Origin of the sequence: Proteiniclasticum aestuarii, assembly GCF_017368455.1 — a bacterium.
Classification (GTDB): domain Bacteria; phylum Bacillota; class Clostridia; order Clostridiales; family Clostridiaceae; genus Proteiniclasticum; species Proteiniclasticum aestuarii.
In genome coordinates this window covers 40,435-58,120 of record NZ_JAFNJU010000002.1, presented here as the reverse complement: position 1 = coordinate 58,120, position 17,686 = coordinate 40,435, and the positions used below count along the sequence as shown (strand labels likewise).

Genomic DNA, 17,686 nt, shown 5'->3' with positions numbered 1-17,686 from the left:
TGTATGGAGGTGGATGAGGTTGAGTGAATTTCTGAAAAAGATAGAGGAAGCGGGAATCGTCGGTGCCGGTGGCGCCGGATTCCCCACCCATGTGAAGCTCAATGCCAAAGCGGAGTATGTGCTGGTCAATGGAGCGGAATGTGAGCCCCTATTACGGGTGGACCAGATTCTTCTGGCAAAGGAAACGGACAAGATTCTGGAAGCTCTTTCCCTGGCGGTGAAAGAGGTGGGCGCAAAGGAAGGGGTTCTTGCACTGAAGGAAAAGTACAAGGAGGCCATCAGAAGACTAAGTGAACGCATAGGAAAATACGACAATCTCAGAATCCATCTTTTGAAGAACATCTATCCTGCGGGAGATGAGCACTACATCGTCCATGATGTGACAGGCAGAATCGTTCCCGAGGGAGGCATTCCACTGAATGTGGGATGCGTGGTGGTCAATGTGGAAACGCTTCTGAACATCTATCATGCGGTGCAGGGCATTCCACTTACAGAGAAGTATATGACCATCACCGGAGACGTGAGACATCCCATGACCGTGAAGGTGCCTCTAGGCATCAGTGTCCGGGAAGCCATCACCCTGGCAGGGGGGACAGATTTAGAAGAGTATAAGGTCATTGACGGAGGACCCATGATGGGGAAGATTCTCTACAGCATCGATACGCCGGTGAAGAAGACCTCTAAGGGATATATCGTGCTGCCCAAGGACCATGGGCTCATCACCAGCAAGGAAAAAGACATCACAACGGAACTCAAGGAAACAAAGACCGCCTGCTGCCACTGCGATCTCTGCACGGATGTGTGCCCCAGGTATCTTCTGGGCCATAAGCTGCATCCCAGCAAGATCATGAGAATGGCGAGCTACGGCTCCATGGGTGATCGCAATGCGGCGCTGGATGAAGCTTATCTCTGCTGTGAATGCGGACTCTGTGAATCGGCATGCATCATGAATCTTCAGCCCTGGAAGGTGAACATCTGGCTGAAGCAGAAGCTGAAGGAGGAGGGCATCGCAAACAGTAACCGCAGAACAGAGCTCACGGCGAATCCCTATCTTGCTGTGCGGGGCTTCCCTGTGAAGAAGCTGGTGTACAGGCTGGACCTCTATAAGTATGATGTGGAAGCGCCTTATACGGAAGTGGACTACAGACCGGAGGAGGTCAGTATCCTCTGCAGACAGAACATCGGTGCCCCGGCCAAGGCTGTGGTCTCCGAAGGGGAGATGGTCCGAAAAGGGGACCTCATCTATGGTCAGGACGGAAACACCATGGCGGTGAACATGCATGCCACCATAGACGGAGTGGTCAGGGTAAATGGAAACAGAATCGTCATCAGCAGGCAGAAGGAGGAGAAATAATCCATGAAGAATTCAATCGGACTTTTAGAATTTAAGAGCATCGCCAAAGGCATCGAGGTCACAGATGAAGTCATGAAGTCCTCCAATGTGGAGCTGGTCCTGTCCAATGCCATCTGTCCTGGAAAGTATGTCACCATCATCACGGGAGAACTGGCTCAGGTGAAGAACGCCATTGAGCTGGGGAAAACACTGGGGGGCATCTTCAAGATCGAGGCCGAGATGATCGCCAATGTCCATCCGGAGATTCTGCCCGCCTTGTCTGGCACAGCGGATATGGATGAGATCACCAGCGTGGGCGTCATTGAAACCATGTCGGCCTTAAACTCCATCATCACAGCGGACATTGCAAGAAAAGCGGCCAATGTACGGCTCATCGAGGTGAGAATCGCTCGTGGTCTTGGTGGAAAAGGATTCACCATATTCACGGGAGAGATCACTGCGGTGAAAAGAGCCATTTCGGCTGTTCATGAGAAGTTCGTTCCCATGGGGGATGTCCTCTGCAGCACGGCCATCTCCAACTGCAACAGGGAACTTGTCCGCAAGCTTTTCACGTAGTTACCCCGTGGCTTAACGGGCCATTTATGATCCATTCATATTTCTTCTTACAAGCACTTCAAGAGGCGTCCGCTTCAGGGGGTGCTTGTACTCTTTTCAGGATGAGCTAAAGCAGAGACTTGAAAAATATCGACAGGTACTGGAACTGTGTTAAAATAGTAAAAGCGAAATCGGATGAATGATGGAATCAGAACATAAGGCATCCGGATATGAAGAGAGGAAAATGAAAAGGAGTGTCATATGAGATATTTCAAGAAGGACATCATCGCCATCTTTGTGGCCGTTATACTGGTTTTCATGATTTCAGCCATTGTGGATACAAGGCTGGATATGGAGATCTTTGACAGGAATCAGAAGATGGTCAGAGATTATGAGAAAATCAATGAAACCGTCATGGATTATGACCAGTCCAGGCTCTATTTCCGTCTCTACAACAGAGACCGAAACAGTGATGACTTCAGAGAGTATGAGGAAGCGACGAAAAAAGTCACAGCGTCTCTGGAGGAACTTTCTTCCGTGTTCAGAGAGGATGAGCGGTCCAATATGAACTACCGGATCGTCGCCCAGATGCTGGCGCATCGCAGCGAGATGATAGAGGCCTACGAGAATCTGGAAATCCAGGACAGAACCCTTTCAAGAGATCTGGACTATATCCTCATTCTCAGCGAGCGGGTATCCACCCAGCTGAACAGCCTGGCATCCTCATACCTCAACCAGATGAATGATATGAACGAGAAGAACCTCATCTGGTATCGGAATCGGCAGAACCTGTCCAACGCCCTGACATTCGTGATTCTGCTATCGCTTGTTGTGGCGATGCTCTTCATCGCCAGGGCCATGAAGAGGAAGCTTCAGGAAGCGGCCCAGGTGGTTTCCGAGATCGGAAACAGGAACTTTGCCGTGAAGAACATGGAGAGGACGCACTATAAAGACGTCAATGTCTACATCGATACCATGAATGAGATGAAGGAGGAGATCCGGAATCTCATCGCCCGAACGGAAAGCTATGCCAGAAGCCAGATCCAGTATGAGCAGCAGAAGAGAATGCTGGCGGAGAGCAGGATGAAGGAGCTTCAGCTTCAGATCAATCCGCATTTTCTCTTCAATACCTTAAGTATTGTCATAAGACACATCCAGTTCAGGGAATATGAGACATCCATTCAGCTCATCAAGGAGACTTCGAAGATTCTTCGAAGCAGTCTGGGCAAGAAGCAGGGGATGATTCCACTGGATGATGAGATCGAGCTTCTGAATTCCTACATCTTCATCCAGCAGCTGCACCTGAAGGACCGGGTGGAAATCAGTCTGGATATCAGAAAGGCCTATGGCAATGAAGTGCTGGAAGTGCCGCCCCTGGTGATCCAGCCTCTGGTTGAGAATGCGGTGATGCATGGTATGAGTCAGGTCACCTCCGGTGGAAGAATCGACATCCGGATCCTTGAAAAAGCGGACCGGGTTCAGGTGGAAGTGGAGGACAACGGCAGCGGGATTCCACAGGAGATTCTTGAGAAGGTCAGAACGGGCACCTACGAGGGACATATCGGTTTCTTTAATGTGATCAGAAGACTGCAGCTTCTTTATGAAAGAGACGATGTCTTCGAGCTGAGAAGCGAAGAAGGGAAAGGGACCCTCGTGATGCTCTATCTCTATAAAAGGAGGGAGAAAGATGTATAAGATCGTCATTGCCGATGACAAGATGCAGGAAAGAGAATATCTGAGACAGTTCATCGAAGAAAACTACAGATGGGATCTGACGATCCTTGGCGTGGCCCATGACGGAGAAGAAGTGCTTTCTCTCATGACGGAGAAGGAGCCGGATCTTCTTCTTCTGGATATCCAGATGCCCAAGATCGACGGGCTGGAAGTGGCGGCTCAGGTGAGCCGCAGCCATCCCCATGTGAAGGTGGTGCTGATCACGGCCTTTGCGGAATTCTCCTATGCCAAGGAAGCCATCCGGCTGGGGGTGTCGGATTATCTTCTGAAGCCCTATACAGATGTGGAGCTGAAGGAGGTCATGGACCGGGTGATCCTTTCTCTGGATACGGGAAGAAAGGAAACGGTGAAGGAAGGAAAGGGACCCAGATCATTCAGTGTAGAGGATTTTCAGGAAAAGTCCATCGTGAGCAAGATCCTTCAGAAGAACGTGGATTCCAGATTCTTCGAGAAGCATCTCATGAGCCTTTTCTCCCATGGGATTCGCTACAAGTGCGTGGTCCTCTTTGATGAGCATCTCAGCACGGAGGAAGTGGAGACCATGGATGTGGTGAGGGGTTTCTTCCAGAAGAAGAATCTCACCATACTGGCGGACCTGGAAGGCAAGGAAAAGGTGCTCTTTCTCTTCGGAGACAGGACCCTGGATTTCAATGAGCTGGAAAGCAGCATCCGAAGAGCCCGGAAATTCTTCAAGGACGGATTCGGGGAAGAGGTCTATGTGGGGGTTTCCGGGTTCCATGAGGACCTGGGAGACCTTTCCCTTGCCTATCAGGATGCGGTCTCCTTCATCACCGAATTTGGTCCGCCCCGGGTGAAGTCTTCTTTCGAGGAGAACCGGAAATACGACCTGGCCCTGACAAACTCCGAGAGCAACATCAAGCTGCATGTGCTGAACAAGAGCGAGGAGGATGCACTGGAAGGCCTTGATTTTCTCCTGGAAGAAGTGCTTTCGAGAAGAGAGGAAGTCTACAGGGAAAGAAGACTGATCTATCTCTCCTATGGGCTTATCAGAAGCGTCTATGATGTACTGGGCAAAGAAGAGGAAGGCAGAGAGAAATTTCTGAGTTTCCTGGCAAAGAAGGAAGTTAGTGAAGGGAATCTTAAGGAGAAGACAGAAGAGGTGAAAAGCCTGATGAGACAGCTCATCGATACATTGGGCGGTCTGTCCGTCTATAACAACGTCACTCTGGTGAAGGAAGCCAAGAGCTACATCCATGGGCATTTCAGAGAGAAGATCACGCTCTCGGATGTGGCGGAGGCGGTGGGCATCAGCTATGGTCACCTCTCCAAGTGCTTCAAGCAGGTGGAAGGGATCTCCTTCAACACCTATCTCATGGAAGTGAGAATGGAGGAAGCCAAAAGACTCATGAAAGAAGAGAACCTGTCTATCAGTGAAATCGCCTACGAGGTGGGAATCGGAGACCCCAACTATTTCAGCAAGTGCTTCAAGAAGCAGACAGGGCTCTCGCCCAAGGAATATGTGACCATGATCATCTCCGGAGATGCCTAGCATAAAAGCACAAATAATGGAACAGGAAAGCAGGAGACAGGAAAGGGAAAGCGCCGATCCATGTCTCCTGCACTGCTTCAGGCAAAAGATCAGAATCTGAGACTGCTTCTCAGAAAGAGGGAATTGGATGGTGGAAGAAAAATCTTGTCAGGACTTTGCTTATTTCCTGACAAAGAAAATGATTCTATGACTAAATTTTACTAGTTTTGATTGCATCTTCCATTCTTTTATCGGAATCATCCCCCTATAATAGGGACAGTAATCGTTATAAAACGAAAATTCGGGAGGAAAAACATGAAAAGAAGTAAAATTATGGCATTGGCCCTTAGTTCCGTTCTGGCTTTAGGTATTCTTGCAGGATGCGCAGGATCAGATACACCTGCGGAAACCCCTGCGGAGACACCAGCTGAAACACCAGCAGAAGGAGAAACAGAAGAACCTGCAGGAGAAGCGGAAGTGGTCTTAAGATATGGAGACGTGAATCCGGACGGACACGTGCTTCTGGATTCCGCTGAGTTCTTCGCAGAGAAAGTGGCGGAACTGACAAACGGAGAAGTGAAGATTGAAATCTATCCATCCGGACAGCTTGGAGACGACAATGAAGTCTATCAGGCGCTGCAGATGGGTGCTGTGGACCTGTACAGAGGAAACTCCGCTTCCCTCACGGATTTCGGAAGCATGGAAGTCACTGCTCTGGCGCTGCCATACATCTTCAGAGACAGAGAGCATTTCTGGGCTGTGGCCAGCGGCGATCTTGGACAGAGCATTCTGGATAACATTTCAGAAACCGGTTCAAGAATGAAGGGGCTTTTCTACATGGATGAAGGAGCAAGAAACTTCTTCACCACTGATGCACCTGTGACAAAGATCGAAGATCTTGCGAACCTGAAGATCAGAGTACAGAACTCTGCACTGATGCTGGATACCATTTCCGCACTGGGTGCAAACCCAACTCCAATCGACTACGCAGAGCTTTACACATCCCTTCAGACAGGAGTGGTTGACGGTGCAGAGAATCCACCGGCAAGCTACTACTCCAACAAGTTCTATGAAGTGGCACCTTACTATGTGCTGGATGGACACACCTACGCGCCATCTGTAGTTCTTGCCAGTGAGATCACATGGAACAGACTGAGCCCAGAGCATCAGGAAGCGATCACGGAAGCCGGAAAGCTGACAGAAGCCTACAACAAGGAAGCCATCGAAGCGGCTGATCAGAAGGCTTATGAAGACCTGGAAGCGGCAGGCGTTGAAATCACGACCCTGGAAGATGCTGAGAAGTGGTCTGCAGCCATGGATTCCGTATACGAGAAACATGGAGCGAGCTTCCTTGAACTCATCGAAGAAGTGAAGGCTGTAAAATAGATAGCCACATACAATACATATGTTGTCCCCATCATGGTATGTAATGAAATAAACTGAACTCATAGAAGTCCGATGACATCTACCCGATGACACTCGGACTTCTATAAAGCTTAGAAGGGAGAATTGTTATATGAAGAAGATTATCGACCGTACCTTTCACTATATTGAAAGTCTCTGCAAGATTCTTTTGATCGTCCAGATCATTTCTGTAACCATCGTCGTGATCGGAAGGCAGGTTTTCGGAAGAACACCGGTCTGGGGAGAGGAACTGACCCTGTTTTCCATGGTCTGGGCATCCCTTCTGGGCGCCACAGTGCTGCTTAAAAACGATGGTCACATTGCCGTGACCGCACTGGACCAGTATCTGCCGGACAAGGCGATCAAGTTTCTTGATCTTCTGTCCTATCTGTTCCTCGGATTCTATGCCGTCATCATGGTGATCTACGGAATCAAGCTGGTGGAGCTCACAGGGCTTAACATGATGCCAGCGCTTAAGATCAAGTCCAGCTGGCTTTATGGCGCAATGCCTGTCATGGCGGTGGCCATGCTGGTGATTCTCTCCGAGAAGATCTATCTTCTCCTGAAGGGAAAAGACTATAAGCTGTAAAGAAGGCGGCGGAGTACATTATTGTAAGGAGGAAATCATTCATGCCGAATTTAACCATTGCTACCATCATCCTGATCGGTAGTTTCATACTTTTCATTGCGCTGCGTTTCCCCATTGCCTATTCTCTGGGCATCGCATCGGTTGTCACTGTCATGTACCTGAAGATGCCTGTGGAGATGGTGGCCCAGAACACCGTAAGAGGAATCAACGCGTTCTCTCTCATGGCAGTGCCGTTCTTCATCATTTCGGGTGAACTCATGAGCCAGGGAGGCATCGCCAACCGTCTTGTGAACCTGGCCAACGCCATGGTGGGCTGGATGCGTGGTGGTCTTGCGGTGGTGAACATCGTAGCGTCCATGTTCTTCGGTGGAATCTCCGGGTCCTCTGCGGCGGACACCGCATCGCTTGGCCCCATCCTGATTCCGATGATGAACAAGCAGGGGTACGACAACGAGTTCTCCACTGGGATCACCTGTGCAAGTTCTGTTCAGGGGATGCTGATCCCACCCAGCCACAACATGGTCATTTACGCCATGGTGGCGGGGTCGGTCTCAGTGGGAGCGCTCTTCCTGGCCGGTCTTGTACCGGGAATCCTTCTGGGCGTGTTTCTTCTCATCTACAGTCTCTACATGTCCAAGAAGAAGAACTATCCCAAGGGCGATGCTTTCAACTTCAGGAATGTGCTGGTGGCGCTGAAGGATTCCATCTTCGGACTCATAACCGTGCTGATCGTTGTAGTAGGGGTCATCGGCGGATTCTTCACAGCTACTGAAGCGGCTGGGCTTTCCGTTGTATGGGCATTCATTGTCACTTTCTTTATCTACAAGGAAATTCCACTGAAGAAATTCTGGGATATTCTGGGTACATCGCTCAGAACGATTTCCATGGTCATGATTATCATCGGAACTTCAGCAGCCTTCGGATGGCTTCTGGCTTTCCTGAAGGTGCCTGAAATGGTTGCGGGTGGAATCCTGACTTTGACCACGAACAAGATTCTGGTGCTTCTGATCATCAATGCCATCTTGTTCGTCTTCGGAATGTTTATGGATATGGCAGCCATCATCACCATCACCACACCGATCCTTCTTCCCATCGCCATGCAGGTGGGGATGGATCCAGTCCATTACGGTGCCATGATGGTACTGAATCTTGGTATCGGTGTGCTGACACCACCAGTGGGCAATACCCTCTTTATCGGTTCCGCCATTTCGGGTCTGAAGATTGAAAGACTGGCTAAGAGCATGATTCCCATGTACATCGTCATGGTGGCGACACTTATGGTCATCACCTATTTCCCAAGTGTGGTCATGACGCTGCCCAAGCTTCTCATGAACTGAGGTAGCGGAAGCTGAAATATCACTAAATGGATACTGACCTGTAGAGTTCAGGAGTAAGGAAAGTGCGCTGCACAAACCGGATTCATGAAAAAGTGCAGGGCATTGGATAAAAAAGAGGTTTCTTCGTTTGCAGGAAGCCTCTTTTCCATAAAATGGAAGAGGACAATACTGTATAATAAGGAATGAAAAATAGATATTGAACAACTGAGGTCATGAGAAGCCTATGGAATGATACAAGACGGGAGGAATCAGAATGAATAAAATCAACTGGGGCGTACTGGGATTTGCCAGAATCGCTAAGAATGAGGGCATGCCGGCCATACTGGAAGCGGAGTCTGCCAGACTCTATGCCGTGGCTTCCAGAAGCGAGGAGAAGCTCGCAGAGGCTAAGGAGCTATTCCACCCGGAGAAGCTGCACAACAGCTATGAGGACCTACTAGAGGATAAAGGTGTGGAGGCAGTCTACATACCGCTTCCCAATGCACTTCACAGGGAGTGGGCCATAAAGGCCATGGAAGCGGGTAAACATGTGCTCTGTGAGAAGCCTCTGGCCATGAATGAAGCGGAAGCGAGAGAAATGGTGGAGGCATCCAGAAAGCACAAGGTGCTTTTCATGGAAGCCTTCATGTACCGGTATACGGAAAGAACGAAGAAGACAGCAGAAATCCTTCAGAGCGGCGTGCTGGGAGAAATCCGTCATGTGGATTCCACCTTCCGCTTCTTTCTGGATCGGGAAGGGACCATCAAGATGAAACCGGAACTGGGTGGAGGGGCACTCTATGATGTGGGCTGCTATCCGGTGAACTTCGCCACCATGGTTTTCCAGGAGGAGCCCGTGAAGGTTTCTGTAGCGGCTACGATGCAGAACCAGGTGGATGTTCAGATTTCCGCTCTTCTCGAGTATGCGGATGGAAAGACCGCTTCTCTTCACGCGGGCTTCAATGCCTTCGGAAAGAACTACAGCGAGATCATCGGCACCAGGGGAAGACTGGAGATTCCGGACAGCTTTCTCGATAATGAAGGCATCATGATCCTCTATACAGATCAGGGGAAAGAGGAGATCCATGTACCGGCATGTCACAGATATACTCTGGAGGTGGAAGACTTCTCTTCTGCCATACTGGAAAGCAGGGATCCGATGCTGACACTGGAGGAGAGCATGCAAAACGCCAGGATTCTGGACCGGATTTTCGAGGCAATCTGATAAATGAAAGAGTTCTGCTTGCAATACAGCGGATCGTTCAGTCATAATGAGAAATGAAGAACTGGAGGGAAAAGGGGGAGATCGGGATTGTTTGTCACAATGAAGAACATACTTCAGCTGGAGGGCTTCAGAAACGCGAAACTGGTGGCGGGGGAAAAGGGTGCGGACCATATCGTCAACAGCGCCATGATTATGGAAGTGCCGGATATCTATCCGTATGTAGGCAGGAGCAATCTTCTGATTACGACGCTGTTTCCCATCTATGACGATGAAAAGGCGCTTATGGAACTGATACCGAAGCTTCACGCCCTGGGCGTGGCAGGCATCTGCATCAAACCCTTTCGGTATATTTCGGGAATCCCGAAGGAAATGATCCGTCAGGGGAATGAACTGCAGTTTCCGGTCATCGAGCTGCCGCCGGAGGCGAATCTCTCGGGACTGGTCAATGAGATCCTTGAGATCTCCCTGAAGAAACACATCAATGTGCTGAACTTCAGAAACAATGTGCATGACAGCCTCATGAAGCTGTTTCTGGAAGGGAAGGAGATTCCAGAGCTTCTGGATAATCTGGCGGAAATCTGTCACAGCCCCACCATCCTTCTGGATGGTTCTTCCAGAATCCTGATGAAATCCAGGGAGCTCACAAGAACCCTCTTCACCGCCACAGGATCCATTGAAAATGGAACACTGAAATTTGCATTCAAGGACAAAGTCTACGAAGCGGAAGATATGATTCTGCACCCCATCCGGGCAGGAATGCGGCTCTTCGGGTATCTGGTGATTCTGAAAGGGGAGGAAGCCAGAGAGAATCTACTGGTTGCCGCAGAAGAAGCCTCTCTTCTCATCGCTTCTGTCTACTACAAGAATTACGCGGTGATGGAAAAAGAAAGGAGTTTTCAGGATTCCTTCATACGAGACATTCTGCAGGGGAAAGTCACGTCTCCCATGGAGACCATCAACAAGGCCAAATACTTCGGGTGGAATATGGAGTTCCCTCAGGTCATCATGGTGATCCGGATCTTTGCCCATGATGAGAAAGTGAAGAAAGAGCTGTATGAGGAAATCATCGATTCAGGGTATATCGATGAAATCATGGAATCGGAGCTGAAACTTGCTGAAAGCAAGTTCAAGCTGGTCTATCTGGATGACTCCATGGTGCTGTTCATCAATTCCATCTTCATGGAAAAGAAGGGAAAAGGTCTGAAAGACCTTGGAGAAAAGCTCATAAGGCGCATCTCCACCTCCGTCCATACGGGCATCGGCATTTCAGAAGCGGTGCTGAGCATCGAGGATCTGCCTGGTGCCTACAGGCAGGCGAAAATCGCTGCGGAGATCGGCTACATTCTTCACTCTGATTCCTTTGTCTCCTTCTACCAGGACTATGAGATGTTTTCGCTGATACGAGAGATCAGGGATCAGGATCTTCTGAAGGCCTTCACGGAGAAGAAGCTGGGCGCTCTTCTGGAATATGACCGCGTCAATGAGGTGGGGCTCATGGAAACGCTGAGGGTGCTTATTGAAGAGAACTTCAATGCGAAGAAGGCATCGGAGAAGCTGTATATCCACTACAACACCATGCGTCATCGAATCGAGAAGATGAAGGAGCTGGGACTGGATCTGGAAAACGGATTCTCCACGGGGGAAATCGTCTTTGCCTATCATATTCTGATCTGGCAGCAGGCCCTGAAGAACATTGCGGAATAATAGGATCAGGTTCCATGGGAATATAAGGAAAAAGAAACGAGTTCATTGTCACTTAATGACAATGAACTCGTTTACTTATGGCAGGATATGATGATGAACTGACAATATCCTTTATGCTATGATGGTTTCAACAGATAAAAACTTAACAAACAGAAAACAGGAGGAATGAAAAAATGGTAGATATCAATGTATTCAAGCTTCAGATGGCAGGTCCTGATGATGTGTCGGAACTGAGAAAGAAAGTGGAGAGCGGGGAGATCATTCCGGAGGAAATCATAGCGGTTCTTGGGAAAACGGAAGGAAACGGATGCGTCAATGACTTCACCAGAGGGTTCTGCACCGCTTCCTACAGAAAAGCCATCTCTGATTTCACAGGTCAGAGTGAGAATGAAGTGGAGGAGAAGGTCGCTTTCGTTATGTCCGGTGGAACGGAAGGCGTCATGTCTCCTCATGCCATGATCTTCACCAAGAAAGAGCTGGCGGATGAGAAAGAGAGTGAAGAAACTGCATTAAGTGTCAGTGTAGGTTTCACCAGAAACTTCCTGCCGGAAGAGATGGGTCGAGTGGAAATGGTGCAGGAAGTGAAGAATGTGGTGCTTCAGCTCATGGAGGATGCAGGCATCCGAAATGCTGAAGATGTGCACTTCGTGCAGATCAAATGCCCACTGCTGACTTCTGACCGCATCCTGGATGCCGAATCCAGAGGAGAGAAGGTCGTAGTACACGACACCTACAAGTCCATGGGATACACCAGAGGTGCTTCTGCACTGGGCGTAGCCATCGCTCTAGGAGAAATTGAAGAAAATGCCGTCACAGACGAGTCCATTCTGGAGGATTTCAGCCTTTATTCAGCAGTGGCCTCCACTTCCGCAGGGGTGGAACTTCTGAACTGCGAGATCATCCTTATGGGGAATTCAGTCACATCCAATAGCAGATACAAGATCGGTCATAGCATCATGAAGGATGCCATAGACCTGGAAAGCGTCATCGAAGCCATGCGCAGTGCAGGTCTGGATATCGAAACCCTTCCGGATGAAGCGCAGAAGAAGAGAATCGTCAATGTGCTGGCCAAGGCGGAGGCTTCTCCTGATGGTTATGTGAGAGGAAGAAGAAACACCATGCTGACGGACTCCGACATCAATCATACAAGACATGCCCGTGCGGTGGTCAATGGCGTCATAGCCTCCCTCATTGGAGATCCCATGGTGTATGTGTCCGGTGGTGCGGAGCATCAGGGACCTGCAGGTGGCGGTCCGGTGGCCGTGATCATCGAAAAATAACACGGAAAATTAGAGAGGAAGGAGACATAATATGGATATGCTGATTAATCTGATTCCCCTTATCATTGTTGTGGCGCTGCTTTTCATGAAGAAGCATATGCTGGTTGCAGGTCTTGCCGGAGGAGCCGTTGCTGTCATCATCGGCGGCATGAACCTTGGTGATGTGTCCGGGATGTTTGTGGGGGGCATCTCCAACATGCTGGGCATCACGGTACCGATACTTTATGCGGCTTCCGCCGCCATGGTGTCCAAGGCGGGCAGCATCGAAGCCCTTGTGGAGCTCTCCAGAAAGAGCCTCAAAGGAAAGATCGCCGTTCTGGCCGGTTTCATCGTGCTCATTCAGGGATTCGCCACCTACATGGCGGGCATGGGCGCCGGGAATACCATGGTCACAGCACCGCTGGTTGCGGCCGCTGTAGGCGCAGTACCGGAAGTCATTGCCGCCATGGCCATCATCTCCGCGGTGGGATTCACGACTTCTCCTGCCTCCACGGAAACCATACTGGCTGCAGAAAGTGCCGGCGTGGATGTGGCAGCCCATGCGGCCAATATGATGCCCTACACCATTTTGTTCTATGCACTGGCCTTCGGTCTTGCGGTCTATGGCGTCAGAAAAAGAGGCGCTCTTTTCACAAAAGATCAGAGCCAGGCTCAGCAAGTGGAAGAGAAGAGCTCAGGCGCACTCCTGAAGCAGTCCGTTCCCGCCATCGCCCTCCTTGTGATGGTTGTGGCCGGGTCTAAGCTTAATGGCGTCATCGGGTTCACCCTGTTCACCCCTGGGACCACGGTGATTCTCACGGCCATTTTAACGGTGCTGCTTACTCCGCTGAACTCGGAGGAAACCTCAGAAGCCCTCATTGACGGGTCCAGATTCATTCTGACCACCATGTTCTCTGTAGGAATCTTCCTGTCTTTCATCAATATGATTGCCGCTTTAGGCACCTTTGAACAGATTGCAGGCATTGCGCAGAACGCCCCGGAGTCCATCATTCTACCGGTAGCCATGGTCATCGCATTTCTCATCGCGATTCCATCCGGCGCTTTCACTGCGGGGGTGCTGACCCTGATTCTTCCGACCCTGTCTGCCCTGGGACTGCCTTCCGAAGCCATGGGCTTCGTGGCCATCGCCACGGGCCTCGGTACGCAGATCAGCCCTGTACAGATCAATGTGGCCGCCCTGGCCAAGGGATTCGACTCCGACATCATGGGGGTCATCCGGATGAATTTCAAATATGTGGTCAGCGCGATGGTTCTTCTGATTCTTCTGGCGGTGGTTGTGGTTTAGGCGTCCTGTTTGATCTTTAGAATCATAGAACTGTGTAAAGCAAAGAAAGAGGTGCATCATGGGCAATGAACATCAGAATATAGACATCATATACGGCATTGAGGATAAACCGGAATTCAGGAAGGCGCTGCCGCTGGCATTTCAGCATGTATTTGCCATGTTTGCCGCCAACATCACCGTCCCACTGATGGTTTCCTCTCTCATCGGTCTGTCTTCTGAAGAAACGACTTTCCTGATTCAATGCGCACTGTTCATGGCAGGTGTGGGCACGCTGATTCAGATCCGAAAAAACAAGAGAATCGGCTCAGGTCTTCCCATCGTCATGGGAACCAGCAATGCTTTCCTGTCCACGGTGCTTTCCATCGCATCCAGCTTCGGGCTGGGCGCGGTATTCACAGCCAGCTTTCTGGGTGGACTCTTTGAGATCTTTCTTGGAAAGAACATTCATCGTCTGAGAAAGATCTTTTCGCCCATCGTTTCCGGTGTGGTGGTGGTCACATTAGGCATCACGCTGATTCCGGTGGGACTGAGGCAGGCTGCCGGAGGCGTCGGTAACTTAGGTGACGGAAATGCGATTCTGGTGTCTTCTGTGGTGCTTCTTACAATCATTTTATGCAACAAGACGCGGAATCGTTTCATGAAGTCCGCATCGATTCTCATCGGCATCCTGGCAGGGTTCATCTTGTCGGGGTTCCTTGGGATGGTATCCATGGAGACAGTAGGAAGCAGCAGCTGGATCGAGATTCCGATGCCTTTCCGCTACAAGTGGGATTTTCAGCCTGCAGCGGTCATCGGTATGCTCTTCATGTATGTAGCCACCACCATTGAGACCATCGGGGATATATCAGCCCTGACTGTGGCGGGGGAAAGCAGAGAGCCAACGGAAAACGAAAAAACCGGAGGAGTTATGGCGGATGGCATTTCCAGTGCTCTGGCGGCCATGATGAACGGCTTTCCCAACACTTCCTACACTCAGAACATCGGTGTGGTGAACCTTACAGGTGTATTCAGCAGACACGTGGTCCGTATCGGAGCCTATCTTCTGCTGCTCCTGGCCTTTTTCCCTAAGTTTGCCACGGTGCTATCCATCATGCCGGGACCGGTTCTTGGCGGGGCATCCATTGCCATGTTTTCCATGGTGGCGGTGTCTGGGATCTCTCTTCTTGGCAAGATCACCATGAACAGCAGAAACTCTCTCATCGTGGCCCTTTCTCTGGGTCTGGGCATCGGACTTTCCATCGTTCCGGAAGCCCTGTCAGGTCTTCACAAGGATCTGCAGCTGATTCTGACCTCAGGAGTGGTTCCTTCTGCAGTGACGGCCATGGTCCTAGACCACTGGCTACCCAGGGAGGAAAGGTCATGAGGCGTCTTACCTGCAGCTTCATGGATGCGGACCTTTATGTGAAACTCGTCAATGAAGCAAAGAATCTCAGCGGAAGGGTTCACAGTGTCTATGACAGTGTGGTCAACATCAGAACCTGTCATGGAGAGCTGCTTACCCTGTCGCTGGAAAAGGGCTACTACATACCAGGCGCGTTTCAGATCAGAGAAACGCTCCGGTTCTCCATGTTTGAAGACCTGCAGGGAAAAGAAGTGTCTGTCACGAAGGAGCTTCTGGAAGTGAAAGGGGTCTTTTGTGTGGCGCTGAGCCAGGCGCAGGTGCTCTATCCATCCTTCCGGATGGCTTCCCTCCGTCAGGATCTCCCTGCGGCATACGCCTGGGCGAGAGAACACCTCCTTCAGATCGGCAGTGGGGGCGGGTGTCTAGCCTTCTATGGGTCGCCTGACCGGGCGGATCTCCTGGAGAAGGAACTGGCATTAAGAATCGGACACCTCAGGGAGTCTCCCGATTTCGGAAGACTCTTGGGCCTGGGGAGAGGGCTGACGCCCTCTGGAGATGACTTCTGTCTGGGTTACCTGTGCATGAGCCGCCATTTCCGGCATCCGGTGACGGACGTCTGGAGGCAGTCCCTCAGGGAGACCCTCCTGGCAGAAGCCATGGATACGACGGATGTCAGCAGAGAAATGCTCCTTCACGGAGTGAAGGAACGATATATAGAGCCGCTGTCGGAATTCTGTGAACGGATTCTAGGCGGCGTAGCCCTTCCGGAATGCAGGAAGTCTATGGAGAAATTACTGAATATTGGGTCAACTTCCGGAACGGATATGGCCACAGGTGCCATGTTCGCACTGGAAATGTTACTTGAAACTGAAAATACTGGAGGAAATTATGGTCAATAAAACTGAAATCAGAAAAAATGTCTATTATGATTCTGTGACGCTGATGTCACTGACGGGGAAGATTCTGGATATGGAAAGCGTGGACAACGCCGTGATCTCCATGGCGACTCAGATGAACAAGGATCTTCTGAAGAGCGTAGCTCTTTCCAACGAGGAAGTGGATGCGGCAGCCGCATCGGATCTCATTGTGGCGGTATCCGCCGAGAACGAGGAAGGGCTGGAGGAAGCCTTTGCCATGATTGAGGAGCTTCTGACATCCAGGAAGAAGAAAAAGGACAAAGGGGAAGCCAAAGCCCCCGAGAGCATAAAGGAAGCCTGTGAGAGAATGGAGGAAGCCAATGTGGCCATCATCTCCGTGCCGGGCATCTATGCGGCAAGAGAAGCCAGAGAAGCCCTGAAGAAGGGACTTCACGTGATGATCTTCAGTGACAACATGTCTCTGGAAGAGGAAAGAGCGCTGAAGGAGATGGGTAGAGACAAGGGACTTCTCGTCATGGGACCGGACTGCGGTACAGCCAGCATCAACGGCACAGGGCTATGCTTTGCCAATGATGTGAGACCTGGAGGCATCGGCATTGTGGGGGCATCTGGAACCGGTCTTCAGGAAGTCATGGTGCAGATTCATCACCTGGGGGGCGGCGTCTCCCATGGCATCGGCACCGGCGGAAGAGATCTTCGGGAGGAAATCGGAGGCATCATGATGCTGGAAGGTATCCGGGCTCTGGCAGCCGATGACAAGACAAAAGTGCTGGTGCTGGTATCCAAGCCGCCGGCAAAGGCCATCGCCGATGTCATCTATGATGAACTGAGAAAAGTTGAAAAGCCTGTGGTGGTCTGCTTCCTGGACGGAAAAGCTAAGGATGAGAATCCGGACCATGTGCACTTTGTCAGCGGATTGTATGAAGCTGCGGAGAAGGCCGTGTCTCTACTTAAGGGAGAAGCGGTGAGAAAAACCCTCCTGGAAGGATTTGATCCAAAGACCTACAGCCAGAAGCTGAAGAGCACACAGGAGAATGTTAGAGCGCTATATGGAGGAGGGACCCTGTGCGCGGAAGCATTGACCATTCTTCGTGAGAAGCTGGGCAAGGTGAAGAGCAACGTGGCCAAAAAGCCCGAAGAGAAGCTCAGCGGAGAAGCTGCTGAGACCGGACACGTGCTTCTGGATCTGGGTGAGGATGAGTACACCAACGGCAAACCTCATCCCATGATCGAACCCTCTCTTCGCAATGAGCATATACTCCATGCTGCAAGAGACCCGAAGACAGCGGTGATTCTTCTGGACTACGAGCTGGGATACGGTTCTCACGATGCGGCGGTGGAGGTTTCTCTCAAGGCCATCGAAAAGGCCAGAGCCCTCGCTGAAGAAGAAGGCAGAGAAATCATCTTCGCAGCCTATGTGCTGGGAACAGAACTGGACAAGCAGGACTACAAGCTGCAGAGAAGACTGCTGAAGGAAAACGGCATACTGGTCTTCGACAGCAACAGAGAGGCGGCACTGGCGGCCGCTGCAATCGTGGGAGCAAGGAGGTAA

General features: G+C 50.7%; 14 protein-coding genes. All 14 read left to right on the top strand.

Annotation, left to right across the window (positions count from 1 at the left end):
- Positions 1-13: 13 nt before the first annotated feature.
- The 14 genes from J3A84_RS03125 (at position 14) to fdrA (ending at position 17,686) form a co-directional block, all read left to right on the top strand.
- Positions 14-1,354 carry a 4Fe-4S dicluster domain-containing protein gene (locus J3A84_RS03125; RefSeq protein WP_207598557.1) on the top strand — a complete coding sequence of 447 codons (1,341 nt, stop codon included), beginning with the start codon at positions 14-16 and terminating at the stop codon, positions 1,352-1,354.
- Between the two features lie 3 nt (positions 1,355-1,357).
- A complete protein-coding gene (locus tag J3A84_RS03120) occupies positions 1,358-1,909 on the top strand; it encodes a BMC domain-containing protein (RefSeq protein ID WP_207598556.1) in 552 nt (183 codons plus the stop codon).
- A gap of 240 nt (positions 1,910-2,149) precedes the next feature.
- Positions 2,150-3,583 carry a sensor histidine kinase gene (locus J3A84_RS03115; protein WP_207598555.1) on the top strand — a complete coding sequence of 478 codons (1,434 nt, stop codon included), beginning with the start codon at positions 2,150-2,152 and terminating at the stop codon, positions 3,581-3,583.
- Entirely contained in the window at positions 3,576-5,132 is a 1,557-nt protein-coding gene (locus tag J3A84_RS03110) for a response regulator (protein ID WP_207598554.1), read from the top strand. Before J3A84_RS03115 ends, J3A84_RS03110 begins: the two co-directional genes overlap by 8 nt.
- Before the next feature lie 294 nt (positions 5,133-5,426).
- On the top strand, positions 5,427-6,497 hold the full coding sequence (locus J3A84_RS03105; protein WP_242693955.1) for a TRAP transporter substrate-binding protein: 1,071 nt from the start codon (positions 5,427-5,429) through the stop codon (positions 6,495-6,497).
- 130 nt (positions 6,498-6,627) lie between these two features.
- Entirely contained in the window at positions 6,628-7,104 is a 477-nt protein-coding gene (locus J3A84_RS03100) for a TRAP transporter small permease (protein ID WP_207598553.1), read from the top strand.
- 41 nt (positions 7,105-7,145) lie between these two features.
- Complete coding sequence (locus J3A84_RS03095) at positions 7,146-8,441, top strand: TRAP transporter large permease (RefSeq protein WP_207598552.1); 1,296 nt, start codon at positions 7,146-7,148, stop codon at positions 8,439-8,441.
- A gap of 253 nt (positions 8,442-8,694) precedes the next feature.
- The gene (locus tag J3A84_RS03090) at positions 8,695-9,645 is read left to right on the top strand and encodes a Gfo/Idh/MocA family protein (RefSeq protein WP_207598551.1); all 951 of its coding nucleotides are present in this window, start codon (positions 8,695-8,697) and stop codon (positions 9,643-9,645) included.
- An 87-nt stretch (positions 9,646-9,732) separates the two neighbouring features.
- Positions 9,733-11,349 carry a PucR family transcriptional regulator gene (locus J3A84_RS03085; RefSeq protein WP_207598550.1) on the top strand — a complete coding sequence of 539 codons (1,617 nt, stop codon included), beginning with the start codon at positions 9,733-9,735 and terminating at the stop codon, positions 11,347-11,349.
- Positions 11,350-11,522: 173 nt separating this feature from the next.
- Positions 11,523-12,629, top strand: coding sequence for a cyanuric acid amidohydrolase (gene atzD / locus J3A84_RS03080; protein ID WP_207598549.1), 1,107 nt, complete (start codon positions 11,523-11,525; stop codon positions 12,627-12,629).
- Between the two features lie 31 nt (positions 12,630-12,660).
- Entirely contained in the window at positions 12,661-13,914 is a 1,254-nt protein-coding gene (locus J3A84_RS03075; RefSeq protein WP_207598548.1) for a hypothetical protein, read from the top strand.
- A gap of 58 nt (positions 13,915-13,972) precedes the next feature.
- The gene (locus tag J3A84_RS03070; protein WP_207598547.1) at positions 13,973-15,277 is read left to right on the top strand and encodes a uracil-xanthine permease family protein; all 1,305 of its coding nucleotides are present in this window, start codon (positions 13,973-13,975) and stop codon (positions 15,275-15,277) included.
- A complete protein-coding gene (locus J3A84_RS03065) occupies positions 15,274-16,155 on the top strand; it encodes an oxamate carbamoyltransferase subunit AllH family protein (RefSeq protein ID WP_207598546.1) in 882 nt (293 codons plus the stop codon). The genes J3A84_RS03070 and J3A84_RS03065 overlap by 4 nt, the downstream gene beginning before the upstream one ends.
- Positions 16,145-17,686, top strand: coding sequence for an acyl-CoA synthetase FdrA (gene fdrA, locus J3A84_RS03060; RefSeq protein ID WP_207598545.1), 1,542 nt, complete (start codon positions 16,145-16,147; stop codon positions 17,684-17,686). Before J3A84_RS03065 ends, fdrA begins: the two co-directional genes overlap by 11 nt.

Excerpts from the sequence above, each read along its gene's own strand:
- J3A84_RS03125 (WP_207598557.1), top strand. The coding sequence starts at position 14 with ATGAGGTTGAGTGAATTTCTGAAAAAGATAGAGGAAGCGGGAATCGTC.
- J3A84_RS03120 (WP_207598556.1), top strand. The coding sequence starts at position 1,358 with ATGAAGAATTCAATCGGACTTTTAGAATTTAAGAGCATCGCCAAAGGC.
- J3A84_RS03115 (WP_207598555.1), top strand. The coding sequence starts at position 2,150 with ATGAGATATTTCAAGAAGGACATCATCGCCATCTTTGTGGCCGTTATA.
- J3A84_RS03110 (WP_207598554.1), top strand. The coding sequence starts at position 3,576 with ATGTATAAGATCGTCATTGCCGATGACAAGATGCAGGAAAGAGAATAT.
- J3A84_RS03105 (WP_242693955.1), top strand. The coding sequence starts at position 5,427 with ATGAAAAGAAGTAAAATTATGGCATTGGCCCTTAGTTCCGTTCTGGCT.
- J3A84_RS03100 (WP_207598553.1), top strand. The coding sequence starts at position 6,628 with ATGAAGAAGATTATCGACCGTACCTTTCACTATATTGAAAGTCTCTGC.
- J3A84_RS03095 (WP_207598552.1), top strand. The coding sequence starts at position 7,146 with ATGCCGAATTTAACCATTGCTACCATCATCCTGATCGGTAGTTTCATA.
- J3A84_RS03090 (WP_207598551.1), top strand. The coding sequence starts at position 8,695 with ATGAATAAAATCAACTGGGGCGTACTGGGATTTGCCAGAATCGCTAAG.
- atzD (WP_207598549.1), top strand. The coding sequence starts at position 11,523 with ATGGTAGATATCAATGTATTCAAGCTTCAGATGGCAGGTCCTGATGAT.
- J3A84_RS03075 (WP_207598548.1), top strand. The coding sequence starts at position 12,661 with ATGGATATGCTGATTAATCTGATTCCCCTTATCATTGTTGTGGCGCTG.
- J3A84_RS03070 (WP_207598547.1), top strand. The coding sequence starts at position 13,973 with ATGGGCAATGAACATCAGAATATAGACATCATATACGGCATTGAGGAT.
- J3A84_RS03065 (WP_207598546.1), top strand. The coding sequence starts at position 15,274 with ATGAGGCGTCTTACCTGCAGCTTCATGGATGCGGACCTTTATGTGAAA.
- fdrA (WP_207598545.1), top strand. The coding sequence starts at position 16,145 with ATGGTCAATAAAACTGAAATCAGAAAAAATGTCTATTATGATTCTGTG.